The sequence below is a fragment of the Salegentibacter lacus genome, assembly GCF_020164555.1.
Taxonomy (GTDB): Bacteria; Bacteroidota; Bacteroidia; order Flavobacteriales; family Flavobacteriaceae; genus Salegentibacter; species Salegentibacter lacus.
The window spans coordinates 66,796-91,428 of sequence record NZ_JAIQZB010000006.1 but is presented as its reverse complement, the minus strand read 5'-3'; the positions used below and the strand labels follow the sequence as shown (position 1 = coordinate 91,428).

The window sequence follows — 24,633 nt, the reverse complement described above, 5'->3', positions numbered from 1 at the left end:
TTATGAAAGAAACAAAATCACATTGGGAAGAGGTTTACCAAAAGAAATCTTATGAAGATGCAAGTTGGTACCAGGAGAAACCCGAAACCTCTTTGCAGCTTATAAAAGATTTGGATTTACCTCAATGTTCTAAAATTATAGACGTTGGAGGAGGAGATTCAAATCTAGTAGACTATTTATTAAAAGAGGGATATCGGGATATTTCTGTTTTTGATATTTCTAAAAAAGCAATCGAAAAAGCAAAAAATCGTCTAAAGGATGATGCTCAAAAGGTAAACTGGATAGTTGCTGATGCTACAGAATTTGAAGTAACTCAAGTTTATCATCTCTGGCACGATCGTGCTGCTTTTCATTTTTTAACCGAAGAACACCAAATTGAAAATTATATACGAAACTTAGAAAATTCAGTAGCTTCAGGCGGATTTATAATTTTAGCGACCTTTTCAAAAAACGGTCCCGAAAAATGCAGCGGAAGAACAATTAAACAATATTCAAAAGAAGATCTTCAGGAATTATTACAAAATAAATTTGAGCTTTTAAGCTCAGAAAATATAGATCATAAAACCCCAACCGGGGCTATTCAAAATTTCACTTTTTGTTGTTTTAGAAAAAAATAAAAGCTTATGAAAGATTTTTGGAACGAGCGATATGCTGAAAAAGATTATGTGTACGGTAAAGCCCCGAACAAATATTTTAAGAATAAAATTGGTGAAATAGCGCCGGGAAAAATCCTGTTTCCAGCTGAAGGGGAGGGACGGAATGCTGTTTATGCTTCTTCTAAAGACTGGGAAGTTTCCGCTTTCGATATTAGTGAAAAAGGAAAAGAGAAAGCCTTAAAACTTTCTGAAGAAGAAGGCGTCAAAATTGATTATAAAGTAGGGAGATTGCCTGAGTTGGGTTATAAAAAGGAGCAATTTGATGTTATAGCTTTAATCTTTGCCCATTTTTCTCCAGAGGATAAACAAAACTATATTGAAGAATTTAAAAGTTTATTAAAGCCTGATGGAGTTGTTATCTTTGAAGCTTTTAGCAAAGAACAAATAGATATTCAAAAAGAAAATCCTCAGTCGGGTGGACCTAAGAACGCTGAAATGTTGTTTTCCAAAGAAGAATTACAAACTATTTTTGGCGGTTATAAATTTGAAGAATTTGAAGACAGAATAACGGAGCTTTCAGAAGGTAAATATCACCAGGGAAAAGCTGCTGTAATTCGGTTTGTGGCTAAAAAGCCAATAATTTAAAAATAAACCTCACAGGTCTCAAGCTATAAAGCTATCGGAGACTTGTGAGGTTTATTTATTTATTGAAATTTATAATCGGTTCCGGGAACTGTTGAAAACGATTTTTCGCCTAAATATTCGCAATAAGCGCGTCCATCCAGTTTAGGGGACACAGGCGAATTTTTTTGCAAATATTCTTCTACCAGTTCGTGAATGGTATAATCTTTTACCTCAACATCTTTTACATTTGGCATTCGGCAAAGGTTATCTATCGGGTCGCCTGGTCTCACGCAGGCTGAAATGGTATAATATTCATCATCCTGCATCTCTTCACCTTTCACAGTAACCGATTGTATTCGTTTACCTTTTTCATTTTGAGAATTAAAATTGACTTTCATTCCTGAAAATCTTACCAGCCAGCCACCAAAGCGTTCTTTTGAATTTTGGGCAAATGCATTATGCATTTCATTTTCCAACCAGTCTTTGATCTGCTTTCCACTGGCTTTTCCCGTTTTTACTTTTTCATTTACCGGTAATAAGTTCCATAAATTAGCCCGGGTGATAGGAGCCGGTTTTCCGTTTTCGGGAACTATAGGATTTCCAAATCGAAATCCGTTAGAGATGGAGATATCTGCGCCGGTTTTCCAGCGTGCAGCATCGGTAATCATATTATCCATTGGGTTTTCTACGGTTAAGTAGCGGTAAAGTGGAGTTTCAGTATAACCAATTACGGTTTCCAAATGTTCTTTGTAAGGAGCTTTAGCCTTCTTAACCAACTCGGCGATTTCAGGATCGGCTGGATATTTTTTAGGATCCACATCCATCAATTCATATTCCTGGTCTACAATTTCGCCATCTTTAAAATAAAGATCTAATTTCCCAACGAAGGAACCAAAAGCTCCGGGTTCGGTAACTTTGGCGTATTTACCTTCAATAGGCTCCCGAACCCGTTCGTGGGTATCGTTTCCAAAAATATAATCTACATCCTTTGCTATTGGGTTGTTTGCAAGTTCTACCTGCTTAAAAATCCCGAAATGTGTTACGAGAAACAACGCATCAACTTTTTCTTCGTTTTTTACTTTCTGGATCAATTCTTCCACACCATCGTCCAGTCCGCTAAAAGCAATTCCTTCGCTAAAGATCGGGTTTTGCCGCACAGGAACATCGGGATCGTTAATACCTATAAATCCGAGTTTTACACCCTCGATTTCTTTGATCCAGTAAGGAGGGAAAAGCTCTTTTTTATTATCATTATGAAACATATTCTGAACAATTACAGGTGTTTCAAAAGCCTGTAAAACATCCATCATCACCTGTTTGCCGTAAACCACTTCCCAGTTTCCGGGTACAATAAGATCATAATCCATATTTTTAATGATGTCGGGGAAAATTTTCCCTTCAGACAACGCGGCATAACCGCTTCCCTGGATTAGATCGCCTCCATCCAAAATCACCGTATTCGGGTTTTTTGCCCGTTCTTCCTTAAATAAGGTTTGAATATGCGCCAGGCCCCCACGTTCTTTAAAAACTATTTCTTCATTTTCCCAGAATAATTCGGGGTGAGAGTCCAGTTGCCCGTGAATATCGGCAGTTTGTAAAATGGTGATTTTAGTTGATTTATTAGCATCTTTACTTAATGAATCCTCTTTGCTTGATTCTTTACAAGAGGTGAGACCTGCACTTACCAGGACGGTTAACATCCCAAGAACTGCTTTTAAATTAAATTTCATATTTATTATTTTATAATTCAAGACTGTAATAGTTTTTATTTTTTTGTAGTTCAATAGCATGAGTAAATGCGTGATCTACGACCTTAATATATGGATGAAGATCTGTGGAATTAATTTTTAGCTTAGCCAGGGAAAGTTTACAAACCATTATTTGTACACCTGTAGCCTTAGCTTTATTTACATACTTATCCATTTCTTTTATGTTAGTAAGCCCTTTAATATTGAGTCCATACAAGACTATCTGGAAGTCGCCAAATTTCTCACCGTCTTCCTCTTTCAAAGAATTAGCGGTAAGGATAATTGGTTCCATTTGAGGGATCTTTGTTGTTAATACTATGTAATTATTCTTATGATCTCCAGCTGCCATTTGAGCATTCATTGAAAAACCTAAGGTTAAGAACACTAGTAATATTCCTGTTAATTTTTTCATTTCTCTTTTTTTAAAGCTCTATACTGAAATATCCTTTTTTCTGAAGTTGAAAATTGTATAGAATACCATTTTCTACGATTTCTATTTCTGAAGGAATTTCATCGGGATTTACTTCGAATTTATTCAGGGAAAATCCGCAGGCTTTTATTGCAACTCCGGCCTTTTTAGCCCTTTCGGTGAATTTTTTCATTTCCTCTTTATCGGTTAAACCTTTCACGGTTTGACCACAAACGATAATTTGGAAATCACCAAAATGATGTCCGTCTTCTTTTTTCAATTCTTCCGCAGTAATTAAAATAGGTTGTAATTGCGGAATTTTCTTGGTTAAAACCACGTAGTTATTCTTTTCTGTATCGTGATTTTGTGCTTGCGTATTTACTGAAAACAGCATTATAAAAGCTGTGAAAATTAGAATTATCTTTTTCATTTTTTGAATTTTTGTGACTGAAACAGTCGGTTATATTTTTGTTATTTGTTGATCTTTAAAATCATTTAGTATAAAAAACAGGAGTCCGCCTGAAATCGCAACATTTTTAAATAGGGGGCCTAATGTGGTTATTTGTCCAACCTGTATGGTTAGAGTAATAGGTATTAAAACCGCCAGTAAAATTATTGATGACCAGCGTGTTTTGTAGCCTATAAGCAAACTGGAGCCCGCTAGAAGCATAACAATGCCTGATATTATTACCATAAATTCGGGATGCCCAAAGAAGTAAGCAATTCCTTTAAAATTAGCCTGATCTATTCTTTGCACCGTTTTATCTACATTGAGTAAATGATGTAAACTGGCCACGAGAAATATCCCGCTGAGCATCACTCTAAAGACTTGTATAGAGCGACGACTTACTAAAATTTTTGTATTCATGTTAATTTAAGATTAGTGAAAAATCATATTTATCCAGATTTGGATCCGGAATTTGATTCGATTATGCCACTAATAACTTCGGAGGTGGGTAATTTTTAGAAAAATAGGTGGAAATAACAGAAGGATTTAAGTAACTGAAATCCTGAAAATTATTTATTTGTTCAACTTCGGACAAGTTAATTTTTGGAATGTAGAATGGGGCATTACACAATGCCTCAGAATTAATAACGAGTACCGAAGATTTCTGTGAAAGATTTACCGTATCTACAGATTTCTTAATTTTTTTCTTACATAACGTATTTACTAATGCAATTTCATCGGTACCTAAAATGCTGTTGAGCACCTTTGTGTCCAGCAGCAGGAATTTTCCGAAGAAAACCAAGGTAAGAAAAATCGCTATGTAAGTATTTAATTTCATTTAATTTTCAAATATAAAGCAAACAAGTGAAGCGTTTTGTGACTAATGTTACACACATAATTGAAGGCTAAGTAACCCTTGTTACAGTAGTAGCTCCAGAATTAAAAGACTTTTGCATTCCAAATCTAATAATCTTTTATTTTGAAGAATATAAAGTTAACCCCTCTGGTTTTTGCTTTTTTCCTGAGCTTTTATTTGAATGCACAACACAAAACATCTTTAAAAGAGGAAGACCCTCAATTGAAGGATATTTTTATCAATGCCCATTTTCATGGCCACTTTCGTAATTATTTTATGAATACCATTAACCGGGGCGATTTACAAAATTATTATACTAATGCAACCGGCGGTGCAGTGGGATTCACAACGGGAAATTTTAAAGGTTTTGAGATTGGGGTAAAGGGAATTTTTACTTTTAAGACTTTTGGCAGTGATCTGGGAATAGAAGACGCAGTCACGGGTAAAAATGCAAAGTGGGAATATGAACTTTATGATGTGATAAACAAAGGAAATTTCAATGATCTTGATAGGTTAGAGGAACTATTTATTCGCTATCGTTTTGGGAATTCTTATTTAAGTTATGGAAAATTGGAAACTGAATTTACTCCGCTTTTAAACCATAGCGACGGCCGAATGAAACCCTTTGCCCATCGTGGTGCCTGGGCACACTTAAATTTCGGTATAAAACATCAGGTTAATTTAGGTTGGCTTGATGGAGCTTCGCCTCGTTCAACTACCGAGTGGTTCTCTATGGAAGAAACAATAGGACTTTTCTATAACGGATTTCAGCCTAATGGAGAAATGGCTGAATATCATGAATCCTATCCTTCTTCTGGAATTGGGATTATAAATTATAATTTTAAAAGCGAGAATTTTGAGCTGAAATTTTATGATTTTTATCTGGATAAAGTGATGAATACGATTTGGGCAGAAGCCGGCTATGACCTGGCAGATTTTAAATTTGGAATTCAATATGTATATCAAAATCCTTTTTCTTATTCAGAAGACCTGGATTTCTTAAAGCGATATGTTCAACCCGATGAAAATGGACAGGTTTTAAGTTCACAGCTTAATTGGGAGAATGCCGGTTTAAATTTAACGTTTGCCTATACCCACGCTTTTGATTCGGGCCGATTTTTATTTCCGAAGGAACTAGGGCGGGATCAATTTTTTACTTCAATTCCAAGATCGCGCCTGGAAGGTTTGGGAAATATAGATGTTTTTACAATTAAGGCTCAATATCACTTACCAAAGCCCGATTTTCATATTGGGATGGAGATGCAACAATTGCAAGGCCCGGAAACCGGTAAGTTTAAATTTAATAAATATAATGTAGATGAATCTTTTCAGGTAAATAGTCATTTAAGTTATTATGCCAGTGGATTTCTCGAAGGCCTGAGTTTTGATATTTTATGGATTTATAGAAAAAATCAAAACCACACCGATGCTCAAAGCATTTTTAATAAGAGTAATTTTAACCAGTTGAATTTTGTGACGAACTTTAACTTTTAAATTTCAAAGCTTACCGAATGGAAAATATAAAATTAGGATTAAAAGAAAACTGGAAGCAATTTAGTTTGCTGGTTCTGGTGAATGCTTTTGTTGGTGGGATGGTAGGTCTGGAACGTAGTATCTTACCCGAAATTGCCGAGAAAGAATTTGGCATAGCGGCAACTAGCGCTATTTTATCGTTTATCGTGGTTTTTGGAGTGGTAAAAGCAATCTCCAATTATTACGCGGGTGCTCTTGCTAATAAATTTGGAAGAAAAAACCTTCTGGTGTTAGGATGGATTTTTGCCATTCCTATTCCGTTTATCCTAATTTATGCCGAAAACTGGAACTGGATTATTGTTGCCAATGTTTTGCTGGGAATTAACCAGGGATTGGCCTGGAGTAGTACCGTGGTTATGAAGATTGATCTTGTAGGTGAAAAGCAGCGTGGTTTTGCCATGGGATTAAACGAATTTGCCGGGTATTTTGCGGTAGCTGTAGTGGCATTTTTAACTGGTTGGATCGCTTCAGAATATGGTTTAAGGCCTTATCCGTTTTATATTGGGATTGTATTAATGTTATTGGGATTACTTTTCAGTATTTTCTTTGTAAAAGACACCAGACATCACGTAGCTAAAGAAGAAGGCAGCAGCGGGATGTCTCGATTAAAGAATATTTTTTGGGATACTACCTGGAAAGATAAAAACCTTGGTTCTGTAAGTCAGGCAGGTTTAATCAATAATCTTAATGACGGGATGGCCTGGGGATTATTTCCAATCTTACTTTCCGGAAAAGGTTTTAATCTTGAACAAATAGGAATTGTTACAGCGCTTTATCCCGCAGTTTGGGGCATAGGGCAATTGTTTACCGGTAGGATGGCCGATATTTTTAGTAAGAAAGATATGCTGTTTATCGGGATGCTCTTACAAGCAATAGTTTTGGTGATTTTGGTTTGGGCCGAAACAATGACACATTTTGTGATACTTTCTTCTTTACTCGGCTGGGGAACCGCAATGGTATACCCAACTTTTCTGGCAACTATTGCCGATTATACCCATCCACAAGACCGGGCAAAAAGTATCGGTGTTTTCAGACTTTGGCGAGATTTAGGTTATGCGATAGGAGCAGTGCTAACTGGAGTAATTGCCGATTTGGTAAGTATTGAGGCCGCGATTATGTTAATTGGTATTCTTACTTTAATTTCAGCAGCTATTATTTTTATTAGAATGGATTATAGAGATAATAAAACCCGGAAATTATTGAAATTTAAGAGTTAATTTCCACCTCATTTGAATTTTAAAGTGAACTAGTACAGGATTTATTTCTGAAAGAACTATTGATAATAATGAATTTTACATATAATAATAAGCTTGCAATTTGAGCTTTGATCATAACTTGTAAAAAAGCCACGAATTCACAAATAAAAAGTATTCCTGAATTCGTGGCTTAATATTTTATGCAGGAACTTCTGCTTTCTCTTCGATTAGTTTTTCTTTTTTTAAATCTGACCAGAATTCTCCCGAAATTTTTTCTTCCAGGGCTTTTATATTTTCACGAACCTGTTCGGGTTTACTTGCACCGGCCAGGACCGTTCCTGCCGTTTTGGGTGCTAAAGAAAATTGAAGCGAAGCTGCTACAAGGTTTACATTATGCTTTTTAGCAATTTCAAGGATCTTTTTATATCGATCTGAAATATCATTTGGCATTTCCCCGGCATAATTATAACGTTTTTGTCCGGCAAGCAAGCCTGCATTAAAAGGTGCCGCATTTATTAAAGTGGCTTCACTTTTTTCTATTGCTGGTAATAAACGCTCCAGAGATTCTTTATGATGAACCAAAGAATATTGAATAGCAGAAAGAAAAACATCTGGTTTTGCGACTTCTAAAGTTTTTAGAATGGGATCAATGGTATTTACACCTAGTCCCCAGGCTTTGATCAAACCTTCTTCTTTCATTTTTTCAAGTTCTGGCATTGCGCCTTTTTTCGCAACTTCAAAATGGTCTTCCCAGGTTGTGCCTTCTTCGTATTCATCGTTATGATCTGGGGAGAGGTCGTGGATAAAAGCATAATCTATACTTTCTACGCCTAAGCGCTGCAAGCTATCTTCTACAGAACGCCTTACAGAATCAGCAGAATAATCATATATATAATCAAATGGTGATGGGTTTTTCCACATTACTTCAGGGACATTTTTAGTAGCTTTTAAAACTCGACCAACTTTAGTGGAAAGCACATAATCTTCTCGTTTTTTATTATGCAGAAAATGTCCAAAACGCCTTTCGCTCAAACCCAAACCATACCAGGGCGAAGTATCGTAATATCTTACTCCGGCTTCCCAGGCGGCTTCCAATGTCTTTTCGGCTTCATCATCGCTTAATTCATTAAATCCATTACCGATGGCAACTCCGCCTAATCCAAACGTATGTTGTAACTTAAACTGACTCATTTAATTATAATTTTATAGTTGATTTTTTTGAAATTTTCAGCAATAAAAATAAATAGAAAAGGCTAAAATATTCGGCATTTAACAAAGACTAACATTATAATGGTTACCTATGTTAAGAACCTCAAAATTTAATAAGTTACGGAGGTTTTGTCTACTGTAACAAAAGTTACTGCCCTTAGTGTAGGATTATTATATTTTTGCATTGTAAAACTTAATAAATCGGTTGGAAAAGTACTTAAACATAATTGCCGATTCTTTTACCGGGTATTTTAATTACCTGGTTAACGAAATTAGCAATCCTTCCTGGACCAATTATTTCTATTGGTTAATTGGATTGTCGCTTTTAGTTTGGGTGCTGGAAATATTAATCCCCTGGAGAAAAGATCAAAAGATTTTTCGAAAGGATTTTTGGCTGGATACGTTCTATATTTTATTTAATTTTTTCCTGTTTTCGCTGGTTGGTTATAATGCGATCTCGAACGTTGCCGTGGAATTGTTTAACGATTTCCTTGGCCTATTCGGAATTACCAATATTGTGGCCATAGAAGTACAAAACTTCCCGATTTGGGTACAATTGCTAATAATGTTCATTATAGCCGATTTTATACAATGGAATGTTCACCGGCAGTTGCACAAACAGCCGTGGCTTTGGGAGTTTCACAAAGTGCACCACAGCGCTAAGGAAATGGGCTTTGCCGCACAGTTTAGGTTTCATTTTATGGAAACCATTATTTATAAAACCGTGCAGTATATTCCGCTGGCAATGATTGGCTTTGGAATTCAGGAATTTTTTGTGGTGCATATGTTTGCAGTTTTCATTGGGCATTTAAATCACGCGAATGTGGGCTGGAATTATGGTGTTTTCGGATATCTGTTGAATAATCCTAAAATGCATATCTGGCATCACTCCAAAGCCCTTCCGGAAGACAGACCTTATGGAATGAATTTCGGCTTAAGCTTGAGTATTTGGGATTACTTGTTTGGGACAGCATATATTCCTCAGGAAGGAAAAGATATAGAATTAGGTTTTGAAGGAGATGAAGAATTTCCGCAAGATTTTAAAAATCAAATGGTATTTCCATTTAAAAAAAATAATACACAGAAATCAGTTTATAATTTAAAAAAGACAGAAAATGAAAATAAAACAGTTTAAAGACGAACCACTTGCGCATTATTCTTACGCGCTGATAAGCAATGGAGAAATGGCTTTGGTAGATCCAAGCCGTAATCCTATGCAATACTATAAATTTGCCGAAGAGAACAATGCAAAGATCGTGGCGGTTTTTGAAACTCACCCTCACGCCGATTTTGTGAGTGGGCATTTGCAGATTCAGAAGGAAACCGGTGCAACAATTTATATTAGTGAAAAAGTTGGCGTAGAATATTCGCACACACCTTTTGATGAAGGAGATGAAGTGAAAATTGGAAACGCAAGTATAAAGCCATTACACACTCCCGGCCATTCGCCAGATAGTTTAACTTTTATTGCTGAAGAAAACGGCGAAACCGTTATGTTTAGTGGAGATACGCTTTTTATTGGAAATGTTGGGAGACCAGATTTACGCGAAAAAGCTGGTAATATGAAAGCAAAGCGTGTAGAATTGGCTAAACAAATGTACAACACAATGCAAACCAAATTTAACGATTTGCCAGATGATACATTAATTTACCCTGCTCACGGTGCAGGTTCGCTTTGCGGGAAAAATATGAGTGACGCTTCTTCCAGTACATTAGGAAATGAGCGCCAGGGAAACTGGGCTTTTAAAGACCAAACTGAAGAAGAGTTTTTAGAAGAAATCCTAAAGGATCAACCCTTTATTCCTTCATATTTTGGATTTAATGTGGAAATAAACCGAAAAGGTGCTTTAAATGTTCAAAAGGCAAAATATGAAGTTCCGGTTAAACTTTATGTAGATTCCTTAGAAGAAGAAGGAACAACCGTTGTAGATACTCGTGATGGCAATGTTTACAAAAAAGGACATTTGCCAAACAGTATTAATATAATGGCAAGATCGGAAGGCGATAAGTATGAAACCTGGTTAGGCGCTATTATTGAGCCGGAAGAGGAATTTTACCTTGTTGTTGAAAGCGTAGATCAAATTGACGATTTGCTAGAAAGAACTGCTAAAATCGGTTATGAAAAGCAAATGAAAGGAGTAGTGACTTTATCTGAAAAAGTTTCAAAATCATCAGATGATTTTAAACTGGAAGATTTTAAATCTAATAAGGATAATTATACCATCGTAGATATAAGAAATGAAAGCGAGATTGAAGAAGGTAAGATCTTTGATGATGCCAAAGCAATTCCTTTGAATGAGCTTAGAGATCGTGCAGATGAATTACCAGAGGATAAACCCTTCATGGTACACTGTGCCGGTGGATATCGCTCAGCTGCAGGAAGCAGTATTCTTGAAAACAAATTTAAGAATGCCAAAGTTTTTGACCTAAGTGAAGCGATTAAAGAGTTTTCATAATTTCATAACAACAATTATTACAAGCCCTGTAGATATTTGAATCTGCAGGGCTTTTTTTATATTTTATTGTAAATTCAATTGTCCTCATCTAAGCCTGAATCTTGAAAACTCATAAGTAATTGCTCCAAACTTTTTCTATATTTACAACATAAGCTTCAAATTAGATTTGAAAACTACGAAATATGGAAAAAAAATATAAGGTTAAAGTAAATGATGTATTTGAATTTGAATTTACCAGAGACCAGATTACGGCTTTAGATACACAAGAAATTACCGATAAGCATTATCACTTGTTACAGGAAAATCGCAGTTTTAAGGCTGAGGTTTTTACCGAAAATTTTCTTCAACGTCAGTACGACATCAAGATCAATTCTAACACTTACAAAGTAGCAATTTCCAACGAGCTGGATTTGCTCATTGAAGAGATGGGACTTTCCCTGGGAACAGCTCAAATGATCAACGATATCAAAGCACCAATGCCAGGGCTTATCCTGGAAGTAAACGTAGTAGAAGGTGCTGAAGTAAAAGAAGGCGATTATTTACTGGTTTTGGAAGCGATGAAAATGGAAAACACGCTAACCGCACCCAGAGACGGAGTGGTGAAGTCCATTACCGTAAAAAATGGGCAAACAGTGGAAAAGAACCAGTTGTTAATTGAAATGGAATAATTCAGTGAACAGGTTGCAGTTATTAGTGGAACAAAATTTATAAAAAATAATGAAGAAAATATTAGTAGCCAATAGGGGAGAGATTGCGTTACGGGTAATGAAAACCGTTCAGAAAATGGGGATCAAGACCGTTGCAGTGTTTTCTAAGGCCGATAGAAATGCGCCCCACGTAAAGTTTGCCGATGAGGCGGTTTGCATAGGGGAAGCGCCTTCCAACGAATCGTATCTTAAAGGCGATAGAATTATTGAAGTAGCTAAAGAACTCGGTGTAGACGGGATACATCCCGGTTACGGATTTTTAAGTGAAAATGCCGATTTTGCCGAAAATGTAGAGAAGAACGGGATTACCTGGATTGGTCCCGGTTCTAAAGCCATTAAAATTATGGGAAGCAAACTTGCTGCGAAAGATGCGGTGAAGGATTACGATATCCCAATGGTCCCCGGAATTGACGAAGCGGTTACCGATCCCGAAAAGGCGAAAAAAATTGCTAAAGAGATCGGTTTTCCTATTTTAATAAAAGCTTCTGCTGGTGGCGGTGGTAAAGGAATGCGTATTGTTGAAAAAGAAAAAGACCTGGAAGACCAGATGAAGCGCGCAATTAGCGAAGCTGAATCGGCTTTTGGCGATGGTTCGGTTTTTATTGAGAAGTATGTTTCTTCTCCAAGGCATATAGAAATTCAGGTTTTAGCTGATTCCCACGGAAATTATATTCATCTTTTTGAACGGGAATGTAGCGTGCAGCGTAGGCATCAAAAGGTGGTGGAAGAAGCACCATCTGTAGTGCTGGATTCAAAACTGCGAAAACAAATGGGTAAGGCCGCGGTAAAAGTGGCAAAAGCTTGCGATTATGTTGGTGCCGGCACCGTGGAGTTTCTTTTCGATGAAAACCAAAATTTTTACTTTCTGGAAATGAATACCCGTTTGCAGGTGGAGCATCCAGTAACCGAATACATTACAGGAATAGACCTAGTAGAACAGCAAATAAGGATTGCCCGTGGCGAAAAATTGAAATTGCTTCAGGAAGATCTAACTATAAAAGGACACGCAGTAGAACTTCGGGTTTATGCCGAAGACCCAATGGATAATTTTATGCCAAGTGTTGGAACACTGGAAAAATACAGTATTCCGAAGGGTGATAATATACGGGTAGATAACGGGTTTGAAGAAGGGATGGAAGTTCCTATTTATTACGACCCGATGCTGGCAAAATTGATTACTTATGGAAAAACCCGTGAGGAAGCGATTCAATTAATGCTAAAAGCCATAGAGCAATATGAAGTTGAGGGCGTGATGACTACGCTTCCGTTTGGAAAATTTGTTTTTGAGCACGAAGCCTTTAGAAGCGGAAATTTCGATACGCATTTTGTAAAGAATTACTATTCCGCCGAGAAACTTGAAGCTGAAATTGAAGAAGAGGCAAAACTAGCTGCCCTGGTGGCTTTAAGACAATACCTTAAGGACAGGAAACAATTGCGCATTCCGCAAAATTAATGTTCGAATCGTTTAAGTTAAAGTTAAAAAAATATTGATGAGTCAGAATATAGAAAAATTGGAGGATAAGATTAAACAGGCGCACCTTGGTGGTGGTGAAAAGCGTATTGCCAAACAACACGCCCAAAAGAAACTTACCGCCCGTGAACGCGTAGATTATTTGCTGGACGAAGGTTCTTTTGAAGAAATAGGGATTTTGGTAACCCACAGGACCACTGGTTTTGGAATGGAAGATCAAAAAATCTATGGCGACGGGGTGGTTACAGGTTACGGAACTATAAACGGAAAACTGGTCTATGTCTTTGCGCAGGATTTTACTGTTTTTGGTGGTTCGCTTTCAGAAACCCATGCCGAGAAGATTTGTAAAGTAATGGATCTTGCCGTAAAAGTTGGTGCGCCAATGATTGGGCTTAACGATTCAGGTGGAGCAAGAATTCAGGAAGGTGTAAAATCTTTAGGTGGTTATGCCGATATTTTTCATAGAAATGTAAAAGCTTCCGGAGTAATTCCGCAGATTTCAGCGATTATGGGCCCTTGTGCAGGTGGTGCGGTTTATTCCCCCGCAATGACAGATTTTACGCTAATGGTCCAGGATACCAGTTATATGTTCGTGACGGGGCCTAACGTGGTGAAAACGGTAACTAACGAGGAAGTAACTTCAGAAGAATTGGGTGGTGCTTCAACCCACGCTACGAAATCTGGGGTTACGCATATCACTTCTTTCAACGATATCGCCTGTCTTGAAGATATTAAAAAGCTGGTGAGCTATATGCCTCAGAACAATAAAAAAGCGCCGGAGAAACTTCCTTATGAGTTGGGCGACGAAATTAGAAAGGACCTTGATAGCATAGTTCCCGATAGTTCCAATAAACCTTATGACATGCACGAGGTGATTACCGGAATTATAGATGAAGATTCATTTTTTGAAATTCATAAAGATTATGCCGATAATATAATCGTTGGTTTCGCGCGTTTGGGCGGAAGAAGTGTTGGGATTGTTGCCAACCAGCCAATGAGCCTTGCCGGCGTTTTAGATGTAGATTCTTCTAAAAAAGCGGCACGATTTACACGTTTTTGTGATTGTTTTAATATTCCTTTGCTCGTTTTGGTAGATGTCCCTGGATTTTTACCTGGAACCGATCAGGAATGGAATGGAATTATTCTAAATGGTGCAAAATTGTTGTACGCGCTTAGCGAAGCCACGGTTCCAAAAGTGACCGTAATTACCCGAAAAGCCTATGGCGGTGCTTATGATGTGATGAATTCAAAACACATTGGCGCAGATCTTAATTTTGCCTGGCCAACTGCCGAAATTGCGGTGATGGGAGCTAAAGGTGCCAGTGAAATTATTTTTAGAAGGGAAATTCAGGAAGCTGAGGATAGCGAAGCGAAACTAGCCGAAAAAGAAGCTGAATATGCTGAAACTTTTGCTAATCCTTTTGAGGCCGCACAACGCGGATTTATTGATGAGGTGATTATGCCATGGGAAACAAGAAGAAAATTGTTGAAAGGCTTTAGTATGCTGGAAAATAAAAAAGTGCTTAGACCCAAGCGAAAGCACGGAAATATTCCTTTATAGAATATCTTGTTTTTAATCATATTTAAAATGCTAAACCTAAAAAAATAATGAGCGTGTCTGAGACTACTAGATCAAATATAAAATTCGAAAGAAAAAAGTTAGAACTGGAATTTGAAACTTCCAGAAAGATTCGTGAAGACGGCATATTACTGAACCAGGTTTATGATGAAACTACACTACCGGAATGGGAGTAAAATTCAAAAAGATTGTATGTGTAGATCATACTAAATTAGAAGACTGGGCTATTGAAGAACTCCAGCAGTACAGTGAAGCTGAGGTTGAGGTTTTTAAAGACAGTCCAGATTCAGAAAAGGAACTTATAGCACGAATTGGGGACGCAGAAGCTGTTATAGTTTCATGGAAGACCCAAATTCCAAAAAGTGTTATTGAAAAATGTAGTCATCTTAAATACATCGGAATGGCTTGCAGCCTGTATGATGATGAATCGGCAAACGTAGCGGTAGATTTCGCCAGGGACCGGGGAATTACCGTCAAAGGGATTTTTGATTATGGAGATCCCGGGGTTATAGAATTTATAGTTTCTGAATTGATTCGGTTACTGCATGGTTTTGGTGAACACCAATGGCGAAAAATGCCGGTAGAACTTACCGATAAAAAGATTGGAATTATTGGTTTGGGCACCACTGGGCAAATGTTAGCAGAAGCATTGTTACCACTTGGAGCCGATCTTTACTATTTCAGTAGAAGTAAAAAGAATAATTGGGAAGCTAAAGGACTTCAATATTTATCTTTAGAAGAATTGTTGAAAACCACTGAAATAATCTCACTTCACCTTCCTAAGAATACAAAATTATTGGGAGAAGAGGAATTTAAAACTTTTGGTACAGGAAAAATTTTAATCAATACCTCTCTTGGGCTTCCTTTTGAAGAAAAAGCCTTTGTAAGCTGGATAAAGTCTGAAGGCAACTTTGCAATTTTTGATGGTGATGGTGGGGCTTCGCTTTCCAAAGAAACAAAAGAATTAAATCGGGTAATTTCTCATAAAAAAAGCGCCGGTTGGAGTGCCGAAACCCAAAGACGTTTATCTGAAAAAGTGCTGGAGAATTTAAAATCATATTTCAATTAGCTAAAGAGAATTCTGAAAATAAGTAAGTCACCCTGAACCTGCCTATCCGTTCAGGCGGGTTTATTTCAGGTTCTAAAAAGATTACAATCTCTTTAGTTCTATAAATACTAACTTTCTCTGAAATTATTGTCACCTGTAACAATTGTTACTGTCTTCCTTCGTAAATTCCTTTTAATTTGCAGCTTATTAAAAAAATGAAATATGGAATGGATTTTTGAACCCTGGCCCTGGTATGTATCGGGTCCGCTTATAGCAATAATAATGTTTTTGCTCATCTTTATCGGTAAAGGTTTTGGAATGTCTTCAAACCTTAGAACGATGTGCACAATGTGTGGCGCAGATTCTAAAGCCGATTTCTTCGATTTTGATTGGAAGTCTCAGCGCTGGAATCTAATTGTGGTTGCAGGAGCTATTATTGGCGGTTTTATAGGCGCTAATTTGCTGAGCAATGACCTTTCTGTAGCTATAAATCCTGATACGGTGAGTATTCTGGAAGATTTAGGTTTTAGTAGTGCGGGTGAAGCTTACCTGCCCACCGAATTATTTACCTGGGAAGCAGTTGGCGGAATTAAAGCGCTTATCATTCTATTGGTTGGTGGAATCTTAATTGGTTTTGGCGCACGTTATGCCGGTGGTTGTACTTCCGGGCACGCAATTTCTGGACTTAGTAACTTGCAATTACCTTCTTTAATCGCCGTTATCGGATTTTTTATCGGTGGATTGGTGATGGTACATTTATTATTTCCACTAATATTTTAAATTGAATTTATGAGAAGTATAGGATATTTATTGATAGGTATATTTTTTGGAATTGTAATGTTCAAGTCTGAAGCTGCTTCGTGGTTCAGGATTTATGAAATGTTCCAGTTTCAGTCGTTTCATATGTATGGAATTATTGGTTCTGCTTTGTTTTTAGGAGTTATTGGCGTTCAAATTATAAAGCGTAAAAACCTGAAATCTTTTTATGGAGAACGGATTTCATTTATTCCGAAGGAGAAAAGTTTTAGCCGGTATATGTACGGCGGAATTATCTTTGGATTAGGTTGGGCACTTGCAGGCGCTTGCCCGGGACCAATTTTCACCTTAATTGGCGCAGGATTTTTGCCGATTTTAATTGTGTTTCTTGGATCGCTTTTGGGAACTTTCTTTTATGGATTGCTTCGGAAGAAACTTCCACATTAAGAGTACTTTATTAAATTTTAGAAGGGGAAACGGGATTATTTTTTTTCCGAAGAAATATAGAAATAGGGAAGTGAGATATGGTATTTTACTACGATAAGCCGAATTGAAATTACAATTAGCGAGGTGGTGAGGTAAATAATATCCTGTTTTACGCCAAGGTCGTGCATAATTACAAAAACGAGTCCGCCAAAAATACAGGCGGTGGCATAAATTTCTTTTCTAAAGATTACAGGAATTTCGTTACAAAGGATATCACGAATCACACCTCCAAAGGTACCCGTCATGGCGCCAAGAGCAACACAAATTATGGGATCAAGACTGTTTCTAATACCAATTTCAACACCGGTAATGGTAAAAACCCCTAAGCCGATAGTATCAAAAAGGAAGAGTGATTTTTTAAGGTAATTGATTTTGTTTCTAAAAATGATAGCAAGAATGGTAACGCCGCCAATTAAGTAAATATAAATAGTGTTTTCCATCCAGGTGACTGGCGTATTTCCAATTAAAGTATCACGTAAAGTGCCGCCACCAATGGCCGTAACGAACCCGATAATGAAAATACCAAAGAGATCCAGACGCCGGTCCATAGCTGCCAATGCTCCCGAAATAGCGAAAGCTATAGTTCCCAGGATATCTAGTATGTTAAATAAGGTAAGTTCCATTTAGGGAACAAAGGTATAGTTAAATTATGGAAGCCGTTAATTTTTATATTCTGAATGAAATCTATACATTCAAATTATTACTGAATAACAAATTAACCCGATGGTAGGCACAATTGAAAATCGGGCAAATGTATTCGTTTTCGGGAAAGGTCTAAAAGCATTAAAATCTCGATTATCGAGTAAAACTTAATAAGATTAACCTAAGTTTATATTGAAAGTTATTACTTTTGTAAATAAGAAAAACAAGATAAAATGAGCGATAAAATTGAAAGGATAAAAACTTTAATCATAGGATCTGGACCGGCGGGATATACCGCGGCTATTTACGCAGCAAGGGCAGATCTTAAACCTGTTATGTACACCGGAATGGAACCCGGGGGACAGTTAACCACAACAACCGAAGTGGATAACTTTCCCGGTTATGCCGATGGCGTAGATGGACCAAAAATGATGATGGATCTTCAAAAACAAGCCGAACGTTTTGGTACCGAAGTAAGAATTGGGATGGTGACTGAGGTTGAGTTTAGTGATAAACACGGCGGAATTCATAAAGCCTGTGTAGATAATTCTACTTGGGTTGAAGCCCAAGCAATTATTATTTCTACCGGTGCTACCGCAAAATACCTAGGCCTGCCAAGTGAACAACGTTTACGTGGTGGTGGGGTTTCGGCCTGTGCCGTTTGTGACGGATTTTTCTATAAAGGTCAGAATGTAGCGATAGTTGGAGGTGGAGATACCGCTGCTGAAGAGGCTACATATTTAGCTAATATTTGCAGTAAGGTAACCATGTTGGTAAGAGGTGACCAGATGCGTGCTTCTAAAGCGATGCAACATCGAGTGAACAACACTAAAAATATAGATGTTCGATATAACACTGAAGTTGACGAAGTAATTGGTGAGCAGGTGGTAGAAGGGCTTAGAATGCTAAATAAAGAAACCGGGGAGAAGGAGCAAATCGAGATCACCGGATTGTTTATAGCTATTGGGCATAAACCAAATACCGATATCTTTAAAAGTAAATTAACAATGGACGATACCGGGTATTTAATTACTGAAGGAAAGTCTACTAAAACCAATATTCCGGGAGTTTTTGCTTCTGGTGATGTACAGGATAAGATTTACCGTCAGGCAGTAACCGCAGCTGGAACCGGTTGTATGGCAGCTTTGGATGCTGAACGTTACTTAGCCGTAGTGGAAAGCGAAGAAGGAGAAGAAGTGAAAACCACAAAGAAGGTGGAAGCTTAGTTTTTCTGAAATTATTATAATTCAAACCTCACAGGTTTTCAAAACCTGTGAGGTTTTTGTTTTATAGAAAAAAAATATAAAAGAAACTCAAAAAACCTAATCAGATTAGATCCTGAAACAAGTTCAGGATGACGATAAGTTAGTCATTGCTATTATAAGCTAATATTCCAATCCAATTTGATTTCTAACTTTATCCAGCAAATCAATTAATTGCAGGCTTTTTTCAAAAGTCATTTCGGTGCTTTCGGTTTTGCCTTCATGTAGCATTTTTTGAACATGTTCGGCTTCAAAATTATAGCCGTTAGAGTTCACATCAAATTCTTTAATTTCTTCGTTTTCGCGAGTTTGTATGGTTAGGCTTGAAGGTTCGTGAAATCTTGTATTAAGGGTGATTGTTGCTTTTTCAAATTGAATAACCGCAGTGGTGGGAGTTTGCTTTACAATAGAACTTCCCAGTTCGGCTTCTACGCCGTCTTTATATTCAAAAATCATATCGCAATCCTCATCAATCCCGGTGGCATGAAAACTGGCTTTTGCTTTAATTTTTTCCGGAATTCCCAATGCACTCATTGCCATAAAAATAGGGTAGATGCCTATATCCAGTAAGCTGCCGCCACCCAGGTTTTTATTATAAAGTCGTTTATCCAAATCTACCGGTGCGGGAAATCCAAAATCGGCTTTTAAGTTTTTGATCTTACCGTATTTTCCAGATTTAATTTGCTGCATCACAAACTTAAAATGCGGTAGAAACTGCGTCCACATGGCTTCCATAAGGAAAACATTTTCCTTTTTGGCTTTTGCAATCATTTCTTCTACCTGTTCTTTGGTCATTGCAAAAGGCTTTTCACACAAAACTGCTTTTTTATGCTCAAGACAAAGTAAGGTTTGCTGATGATGAAAAACATGTGGGGTAGCGATATAAACCACGTCTAATTCTTCATCTTTTAGCATCGCTTCGTAACTCGAAAATAATTTAGTGGCGTTATGCTCTTTTGCAAAAGTTTCAGCTTTGGTTTTTGATCTACTGGCTACGGCGTAAATTTCGGCGCCTTCAACATCTTTTAATCCGGTTGCGAATTTTCCGGCTATTTTTCCGAGGCCAAGAATACCCCATTTTATATTTTTCATCTTATACAGAATTTATCTTCGACATTAATTTTTATTACCAAATGCCCAAACGCCTGGATGGAACGGGGCAGGTTAGGTTACGAGCTCTTTTTAATTTTGTGTTCCGGGGTTTTGATAAATAATTCCAGGATTAAAGCGATACCCATCACTAATAAACAGCCTACCAGATTGAGCCATAAATAGGGCATCACATCAAATTTAAAAAGAATTATAACTATAATTTGGGTAATTATAGCGGCCACAAAAACCGAATTACTGTTTACAATTTTAATAAAGAATGCCAGTAAAAATATTCCCAAAACATTTCCGTAGAAAATAGAACCGATAATATTTACCAACTGAATAAGATTATCGAACAAATTAGCAAAACTTGCAAATGCAATGGCTATTGCGCCCCAAAGTAGCGTAAACCATTTTGAAGCTCTTACATAATGCTCATCAGACATTTCAGTTTTTCGGCTTCGTTTATATAGATCTATGGAAGTGGTGGAGGACAACGCATTTAATTCGGAAGCGGTAGAAGACATTGCTGCCGATAGGATTACCGCCAATAATAAGCCAATTAATCCTCGTGGTAGATTATTCAGAATAAAATGAATAAATACGTAATCTTTATCGTTGCTCTCGGCGTCTTTGTCTGAGGCGTCTATTAATTTCCTTGCTTTTTGCCTGGTTTCATTTTCAGAAGCATTTAAAGTGGCCAGGTTTTCACGATAAGTTGAATTATTTTCGGGGGTAAAGTTATTGTTTTCGGCAAATTGTAAATGCAGGTTTTGTTTTTCCTGCTGTATCTCATCGTGCTCCAGCATTAAATCTTGATACTGATTTCCGTAATCGGAATTCAAAACGGTTTCAGTCGCAGCCGGATTAAAATTTAAAGGAGCGTTGTTAAACTGGTAGAATACAAAAACCAATACACCTACGAGCAAAATAAAGAACTGTAACGGCACTTTTAGCATACCGTTCATAATCATTCCCATTCTACTTTCGTTAACCGATCTTCCGCTTAAATAACGCTGCACCTGACTTTGGTCTGTTCCAAAATAAGAAAGTGCCAAAAAGCTCCCGCCAATAATTCCGCTCCAAAAAGTATAACGGTTTTCAAAATCGAAAGAGAAATCCAGAATATCCATTTTACCACTGGCGCCGGCTATTTCGAGAGCATTAGTGAAATTGATATTTTCGGGTAAATAGCTTAAAATAATAAAGAATGCCGCAAACATTCCGGTAAGGATCACGGCCATTTGCTGTTTGTGAGTAACGCTAACAGCCCTTGTTCCACCGGCAACCGTGTAAATGATAACTAAAGAACCAATAAGAATCGTTAATCCCGAGAGGTTCCAGCCCAAAACTGCCGAAAGGATAATGGCGGGTGCAAAAATGGTTAATCCCGCTGCAAGACCGCGCTGAATTAGAAATAGAACCGCAGTTAAAGTTCTCGTCTTTCTATCAAACCTGGATTCTAAATATTCGTAGGCAGTATAAACATTCAACCTTTTATAAATAGGAATAAAAAACATACAAACCACTACCATTGCCAGGGGCAGCCCAAAATAGAATTGTACAAAACCCATCCCGTCGTGAAAAGCCTGGCCCGGGGTAGAAAGAAAAGTAATAGCACTGGCCTGTGTTGCCATTGTTGAAAGTCCGATTGTCCACCACCGGGTTTCGTTGCCACCGCGAATGTAATCTTCGGCACCTTGTTTCTTTCTGGTTTTATAAATGCCGTAAATTACTATAAAAGCGAGTGTGCCAAAGAGAACAATCCAGTCTATTAATTGCATATTAGGTGAATTGAGTCATTATAAAATAAAAAAGAACTATGTAGGCTGCGTTGGCCAATAGAACGAATGTATACGATTTCTTCCAGGTAAATTTTTCGGGTTTTTCCATTATTTTCCTATTGAAATCATATTTGCGAAAAGCCTGTATGCACCAGGTACGCCGGCAGGGAATTGTCTAAAAAAGCTTAAGCCGGTGTAAATAAAATAACCTTCTCCATATTTTGCAACCATTAAACTTCCATTCTTGGGAGTTTCATTTTTATCGTTCATAGAAAGAATTGGCGTAAATTCTTCACTCCAGTAACCCGGGAAATAGAGTCCGCGTTCCTGCACCCAATTCTCGAAATCGTTTTTGGTGATTTTGTTAGGAGAATTTAGAATGGGATGATCTTTAGCTAAAAACCGGACTTCAGCCGTTTCATCGGTAACTCTTTCGCGAGACAATTCCAGCGGAAAGGGAGAAATATTTTCAGTTATCAAGCCGCGATTGGTGTTGTATTGTACAATAAGATTACCACCATTTTTTACATAATCAAAAAGGGCTTGTTGTTTATATTTTAAAGCTTCCACAGTGTTTAATGCACGTATTCCCAGTACCACTGCATCATATTTTTGGAGCGAAGCCTGTGAAATTGAAGCTACATTTAATTTATTCACACGATAACCTATTTGCTCCAGGCTTTCAGGAACAACATCGCCAGCCCCTTCAATATAACCAATCAATTCTCCTTTTTTCTCGATTTCCAATCGCGCAACCTTTAATTTTGAAAGAACTACCAGGTTTTGCTTAGGAATGTGTTTATAGTCTATATTAACGAGTTTTTCTGAAAATTCCTTTCCGTTTAGAGTTGCTGTGGGAATTATATAAGTTTCATCTTGATCTTTTGGAGGAGTAACTTCAAAAGAAACTGTTATGGAACTTCCTTTTTGCTGAAGTTGGAATTTGTGATTTTCCGGTTTGATTTCCCAAGCTTTTCCTGCTGAAAGACTAATTTCCCCATGAATATTCGCTTTACCTGAAGTAATTTTTAGAGAAACCTTTTTTGTTTCTTCATTTTCAAAGATCATTACATCGTTTTCAAAAGTGAGGGAAACTTCAGGAATAATCTCAAACGGCTGATAGGTTTCTCCAAAAACCGCATCGTTATATTTATATACGATAGGTTTTTCAAAGCTCAGGGAAACATCATTAAAATCAAGATGAAAAACTGCCTTGGTAAGGGTAGGTGTTTCCGGGAGGCCTATTAATTCCTGATCTTTTACGATGTACATCCCATTTTTAGATTCTTCTTTTAACCAATAAGGAGTAGTGTAAGGCGTGGTTTTTGGAACTTTTAAAGGGATTTCATTTTGCCAGTCCTCGTTGTTCTCCAGCTTTATATTTGGCTTAATTTTAGAATTATTCGGACTTAATTCAACCGAACTTAAAGTTACCAGGAAATCACTGCGGTTAATGGCCTCCAGGTTTACAGAAACGCTATCCTGTGCAGTAGCAGATGCCTGCGCCGCTGCTGCTTCTAAAAACAAACCGGCGCTGGCATAAATAATGTCTTTAATCTCTTTAGTTTTTAATTCGCGCCAATGTTCATTGGGTAATTCCTGTATTAATTTATAAGCTTCCAGTAATTTTGGCAGGCTCGCTGCGGGATCTGTAAAACTGTAATTTTCTTCAACCTCATTAAGAATTTTACCAATTTCAGTGCCACCTTCTAATTTGTCCCAGGAAGTATCAATGCCTTCAAAAACATCTTGCGAGCGGATGGTATCGCCTTTAATCGGTTCTAAATATTCCATTTGCCGACCGCGGGAACCAGTACTGCCAAAACCCTGGGATTGGTGCTGACTTCGGCTTAAAGAGGAAATTTCAGGATTTGAAAGTCCGATGAGTGGAAAATACACTCCGGTATCAAAACTTATAAATCGGTCTTTGCTGGCTTCTTCAAAAGCGTCTTGACCACCATAAAACCAGGGCGAAGTATTAAAATAAGCCCGTTTTGTTTGATGTGTTTCGGTAAAATCTAATTGATCGGGAAATTTATTGGGATTAGCAGCAGCATCAAATGCTTCCATACTTAAAAGGGCAGAGGAAGTATGATGACCGTGAGTGCTGCCGGGAGTACGGTGGTCAAACCGATTTATAATTACATCAGGTTTAAAATTTCTAATTACCCACACCACATCGCTTAGCACTTTTTCTTTATCCCATATTTCCAGTGTTTCTTCGGGAGTTTTGGAGTAACCAAAATCGTTGGCGCGGGTAAAAAATTGCTCGCCACCGTCTATACGCCTTGCGGCTAATAATTCCTGGGTTCTAATAAGTCCCAGTTGCGCTCTTAATTCGGGACCGATAAGGTTTTGGCCACCATCGCCACGGGTTAGTGAGAGGTAAGCTGTTCTGGCATTTTTTTCGTTAGAAAAATAAGAGATCAATCGGGTATTCTCATCGTCGGGATGGGCACCAATATATAATACAGAACCGAGGAAATTCAATTTTTTTATTTCCTGGAATATTTCAGAAGCATTTAATTTTTCGGGTTCCTGTGCGTGTAAATTCAACAGGAAAAAACAGAAAAGTAAACTAAATAGTTTGCGCATAAATTTCAAGGCGATTAAGTAAGAAAACCAAATATAAAAACTTTAGTCGCCTGAAGATAGAAAATTAATTGCTTTAACTCGAAAATCGAGATTTAAATGCTCCGGGACTTATCTCGAAATTAAAATACTCCTATTA

Annotated in this window: 24 protein-coding genes; 14 read left to right on the top strand and 10 right to left on the bottom strand. The window is 37.4% G+C overall.

The features are described 5' to 3' along the window. Positions 1-2 precede the first annotated feature (2 nt). Together LB465_RS06200 and LB465_RS06195 are read left to right on the top strand one after the other, a co-directional pair. Positions 3-617: a class I SAM-dependent methyltransferase gene (locus LB465_RS06200; RefSeq protein ID WP_224468266.1), complete on the top strand. Its 615-nt coding sequence runs from the start codon at positions 3-5 to the stop codon at positions 615-617. A gap of 6 nt (positions 618-623) precedes the next feature. Further along, entirely contained in the window at positions 624-1,241 is a 618-nt protein-coding gene (locus LB465_RS06195; RefSeq protein WP_224468264.1) for a class I SAM-dependent methyltransferase, read from the top strand. A gap of 59 nt (positions 1,242-1,300) precedes the next feature. Here the strand turns inward: LB465_RS06195 and LB465_RS06190 are convergent, their stop codons facing one another. The 5 genes from LB465_RS06190 to LB465_RS06170 form a co-directional block, all read right to left on the bottom strand. Then, positions 1,301-2,950: a bifunctional metallophosphatase/5'-nucleotidase gene (locus LB465_RS06190; protein ID WP_224468262.1), complete on the bottom strand. Its 1,650-nt coding sequence runs from the start codon at positions 2,948-2,950 to the stop codon at positions 1,301-1,303. Between the two features lie 10 nt (positions 2,951-2,960). Then, entirely contained in the window at positions 2,961-3,380 is a 420-nt protein-coding gene (locus tag LB465_RS06185) for a sulfur reduction protein DsrE (protein WP_224468260.1), read from the bottom strand. Between the two features lie 10 nt (positions 3,381-3,390). Continuing rightward, positions 3,391-3,807: a DsrE family protein gene (locus LB465_RS06180; protein ID WP_224468257.1), complete on the bottom strand. Its 417-nt coding sequence runs from the start codon at positions 3,805-3,807 to the stop codon at positions 3,391-3,393. A gap of 30 nt (positions 3,808-3,837) precedes the next feature. Further along, positions 3,838-4,245 (bottom strand): DoxX family protein, encoded by a 408-nt coding sequence (locus tag LB465_RS06175; RefSeq protein WP_224468255.1) that lies wholly within the window; start codon positions 4,243-4,245, stop codon positions 3,838-3,840. 61 nt (positions 4,246-4,306) lie between these two features. Next, a complete protein-coding gene (locus tag LB465_RS06170; protein WP_224468252.1) occupies positions 4,307-4,663 on the bottom strand; it encodes a hypothetical protein in 357 nt (118 codons plus the stop codon). Positions 4,664-4,804: 141 nt separating this feature from the next. Between LB465_RS06170 and LB465_RS06165 the strand changes: the two genes are divergently transcribed. Continuing rightward, the gene (locus LB465_RS06165; protein WP_224468249.1) at positions 4,805-6,175 is read left to right on the top strand and encodes a hypothetical protein; all 1,371 of its coding nucleotides are present in this window, start codon (positions 4,805-4,807) and stop codon (positions 6,173-6,175) included. A 17-nt stretch (positions 6,176-6,192) separates the two neighbouring features. After that, positions 6,193-7,431, top strand: coding sequence for an MFS transporter (locus LB465_RS06160; protein WP_224468247.1), 1,239 nt, complete (start codon positions 6,193-6,195; stop codon positions 7,429-7,431). A gap of 177 nt (positions 7,432-7,608) precedes the next feature. On the opposite strand, the gene LB465_RS06155 is transcribed toward LB465_RS06160, so the two are convergent. Beyond that, a complete protein-coding gene (locus tag LB465_RS06155) occupies positions 7,609-8,601 on the bottom strand; it encodes an aldo/keto reductase (RefSeq protein WP_224468244.1) in 993 nt (330 codons plus the stop codon). A gap of 223 nt (positions 8,602-8,824) precedes the next feature. Here LB465_RS06155 and LB465_RS06150 point away from each other — a divergent pair, with 223 nt between their 5' ends. The 9 genes from LB465_RS06150 (at position 8,825) to LB465_RS06110 (ending at position 17,083) form a co-directional block, all read left to right on the top strand. Continuing rightward, a complete protein-coding gene (locus LB465_RS06150; RefSeq protein ID WP_224468241.1) occupies positions 8,825-9,754 on the top strand; it encodes a sterol desaturase family protein in 930 nt (309 codons plus the stop codon). Further along, complete coding sequence (locus tag LB465_RS06145) at positions 9,735-11,075, top strand: MBL fold metallo-hydrolase (protein WP_224468239.1); 1,341 nt, start codon at positions 9,735-9,737, stop codon at positions 11,073-11,075. Before LB465_RS06150 ends, LB465_RS06145 begins: the two co-directional genes overlap by 20 nt. Before the next feature lie 182 nt (positions 11,076-11,257). Further along, on the top strand, positions 11,258-11,743 hold the full coding sequence (locus LB465_RS06140; RefSeq protein WP_224468236.1) for an acetyl-CoA carboxylase biotin carboxyl carrier protein subunit: 486 nt from the start codon (positions 11,258-11,260) through the stop codon (positions 11,741-11,743). Between the two features lie 49 nt (positions 11,744-11,792). Further along, a complete protein-coding gene (accC, locus tag LB465_RS06135) occupies positions 11,793-13,235 on the top strand; it encodes an acetyl-CoA carboxylase biotin carboxylase subunit (protein WP_224468234.1) in 1,443 nt (480 codons plus the stop codon). Positions 13,236-13,272: 37 nt separating this feature from the next. Further along, positions 13,273-14,814: an acyl-CoA carboxylase subunit beta gene (locus LB465_RS06130; RefSeq protein ID WP_224468232.1), complete on the top strand. Its 1,542-nt coding sequence runs from the start codon at positions 13,273-13,275 to the stop codon at positions 14,812-14,814. A gap of 53 nt (positions 14,815-14,867) precedes the next feature. Beyond that, positions 14,868-15,008, top strand: a complete 141-nt coding sequence (locus LB465_RS06125) for a hypothetical protein (RefSeq protein WP_224468230.1) — start codon at positions 14,868-14,870, stop codon at positions 15,006-15,008. After that, the gene (locus tag LB465_RS06120) at positions 14,999-15,901 is read left to right on the top strand and encodes an NAD(P)-dependent oxidoreductase (protein WP_224468227.1); all 903 of its coding nucleotides are present in this window, start codon (positions 14,999-15,001) and stop codon (positions 15,899-15,901) included. The genes LB465_RS06125 and LB465_RS06120 overlap by 10 nt, the downstream gene beginning before the upstream one ends. Before the next feature lie 201 nt (positions 15,902-16,102). Further along, complete coding sequence (locus tag LB465_RS06115; protein WP_224468225.1) at positions 16,103-16,660, top strand: YeeE/YedE family protein; 558 nt, start codon at positions 16,103-16,105, stop codon at positions 16,658-16,660. Between the two features lie 9 nt (positions 16,661-16,669). Beyond that, a complete protein-coding gene (locus LB465_RS06110; RefSeq protein WP_224468223.1) occupies positions 16,670-17,083 on the top strand; it encodes a DUF6691 family protein in 414 nt (137 codons plus the stop codon). A 35-nt stretch (positions 17,084-17,118) separates the two neighbouring features. Here the strand turns inward: LB465_RS06110 and LB465_RS06105 are convergent, their stop codons facing one another. Then, positions 17,119-17,745 carry a trimeric intracellular cation channel family protein gene (locus LB465_RS06105; RefSeq protein WP_224468220.1) on the bottom strand — a complete coding sequence of 209 codons (627 nt, stop codon included), beginning with the start codon at positions 17,743-17,745 and terminating at the stop codon, positions 17,119-17,121. Positions 17,746-17,997: 252 nt separating this feature from the next. Here LB465_RS06105 and trxB point away from each other — a divergent pair, with 252 nt between their 5' ends. Then, the gene (gene trxB / locus LB465_RS06100) at positions 17,998-18,990 is read left to right on the top strand and encodes a thioredoxin-disulfide reductase (protein ID WP_224468218.1); all 993 of its coding nucleotides are present in this window, start codon (positions 17,998-18,000) and stop codon (positions 18,988-18,990) included. A gap of 159 nt (positions 18,991-19,149) precedes the next feature. Here trxB and LB465_RS06095 read toward each other — a convergent pair whose 3' ends face one another. The 3 genes from LB465_RS06095 to LB465_RS06085 all read right to left on the bottom strand — a co-directional run bounded on the left by LB465_RS06095 (position 19,150) and on the right by LB465_RS06085 (position 24,497). Then, positions 19,150-20,118 (bottom strand): Gfo/Idh/MocA family protein, encoded by a 969-nt coding sequence (locus tag LB465_RS06095; protein WP_224468216.1) that lies wholly within the window; start codon positions 20,116-20,118, stop codon positions 19,150-19,152. A 77-nt stretch (positions 20,119-20,195) separates the two neighbouring features. Beyond that, positions 20,196-21,902: a sodium:solute symporter gene (locus tag LB465_RS06090; RefSeq protein WP_224468214.1), complete on the bottom strand. Its 1,707-nt coding sequence runs from the start codon at positions 21,900-21,902 to the stop codon at positions 20,196-20,198. A gap of 108 nt (positions 21,903-22,010) precedes the next feature. Then, complete coding sequence (locus tag LB465_RS06085; protein ID WP_224468211.1) at positions 22,011-24,497, bottom strand: PIG-L family deacetylase; 2,487 nt, start codon at positions 24,495-24,497, stop codon at positions 22,011-22,013. Positions 24,498-24,633 lie beyond the last annotated feature (136 nt).

Bases quoted from the DNA above. Each gene is read 5' to 3' on its own strand.
- LB465_RS06090 (WP_224468214.1), bottom strand. From the start codon at position 21,902: ATGCAATTAATAGACTGGATTGTTCTCTTTGGCACACTCGCTTTTATA.
- LB465_RS06120 (WP_224468227.1), top strand. From the start codon at position 14,999: ATGGGAGTAAAATTCAAAAAGATTGTATGTGTAGATCATACTAAATTA.
- LB465_RS06110 (WP_224468223.1), top strand. From the start codon at position 16,670: ATGAGAAGTATAGGATATTTATTGATAGGTATATTTTTTGGAATTGTA.
- LB465_RS06175 (WP_224468255.1), bottom strand. From the start codon at position 4,245: ATGAATACAAAAATTTTAGTAAGTCGTCGCTCTATACAAGTCTTTAGA.
- LB465_RS06145 (WP_224468239.1), top strand. From the start codon at position 9,735: ATGAAAATAAAACAGTTTAAAGACGAACCACTTGCGCATTATTCTTAC.
- LB465_RS06105 (WP_224468220.1), bottom strand. From the start codon at position 17,745: ATGGAACTTACCTTATTTAACATACTAGATATCCTGGGAACTATAGCT.
- LB465_RS06155 (WP_224468244.1), bottom strand. From the start codon at position 8,601: ATGAGTCAGTTTAAGTTACAACATACGTTTGGATTAGGCGGAGTTGCC.
- trxB (WP_224468218.1), top strand. From the start codon at position 17,998: ATGAGCGATAAAATTGAAAGGATAAAAACTTTAATCATAGGATCTGGA.
- LB465_RS06185 (WP_224468260.1), bottom strand. From the start codon at position 3,380: ATGAAAAAATTAACAGGAATATTACTAGTGTTCTTAACCTTAGGTTTT.
- LB465_RS06085 (WP_224468211.1), bottom strand. From the start codon at position 24,497: ATGCGCAAACTATTTAGTTTACTTTTCTGTTTTTTCCTGTTGAATTTA.
- LB465_RS06115 (WP_224468225.1), top strand. From the start codon at position 16,103: ATGGAATGGATTTTTGAACCCTGGCCCTGGTATGTATCGGGTCCGCTT.
- LB465_RS06180 (WP_224468257.1), bottom strand. From the start codon at position 3,807: ATGAAAAAGATAATTCTAATTTTCACAGCTTTTATAATGCTGTTTTCA.
- LB465_RS06195 (WP_224468264.1), top strand. From the start codon at position 624: ATGAAAGATTTTTGGAACGAGCGATATGCTGAAAAAGATTATGTGTAC.
- LB465_RS06170 (WP_224468252.1), bottom strand. From the start codon at position 4,663: ATGAAATTAAATACTTACATAGCGATTTTTCTTACCTTGGTTTTCTTC.
- LB465_RS06200 (WP_224468266.1), top strand. From the start codon at position 3: ATGAAAGAAACAAAATCACATTGGGAAGAGGTTTACCAAAAGAAATCT.
- accC (WP_224468234.1), top strand. From the start codon at position 11,793: ATGAAGAAAATATTAGTAGCCAATAGGGGAGAGATTGCGTTACGGGTA.
- LB465_RS06130 (WP_224468232.1), top strand. From the start codon at position 13,273: ATGAGTCAGAATATAGAAAAATTGGAGGATAAGATTAAACAGGCGCAC.
- LB465_RS06095 (WP_224468216.1), bottom strand. From the start codon at position 20,118: ATGAAAAATATAAAATGGGGTATTCTTGGCCTCGGAAAAATAGCCGGA.
- LB465_RS06190 (WP_224468262.1), bottom strand. From the start codon at position 2,950: ATGAAATTTAATTTAAAAGCAGTTCTTGGGATGTTAACCGTCCTGGTA.
- LB465_RS06140 (WP_224468236.1), top strand. From the start codon at position 11,258: ATGGAAAAAAAATATAAGGTTAAAGTAAATGATGTATTTGAATTTGAA.
- LB465_RS06160 (WP_224468247.1), top strand. From the start codon at position 6,193: ATGGAAAATATAAAATTAGGATTAAAAGAAAACTGGAAGCAATTTAGT.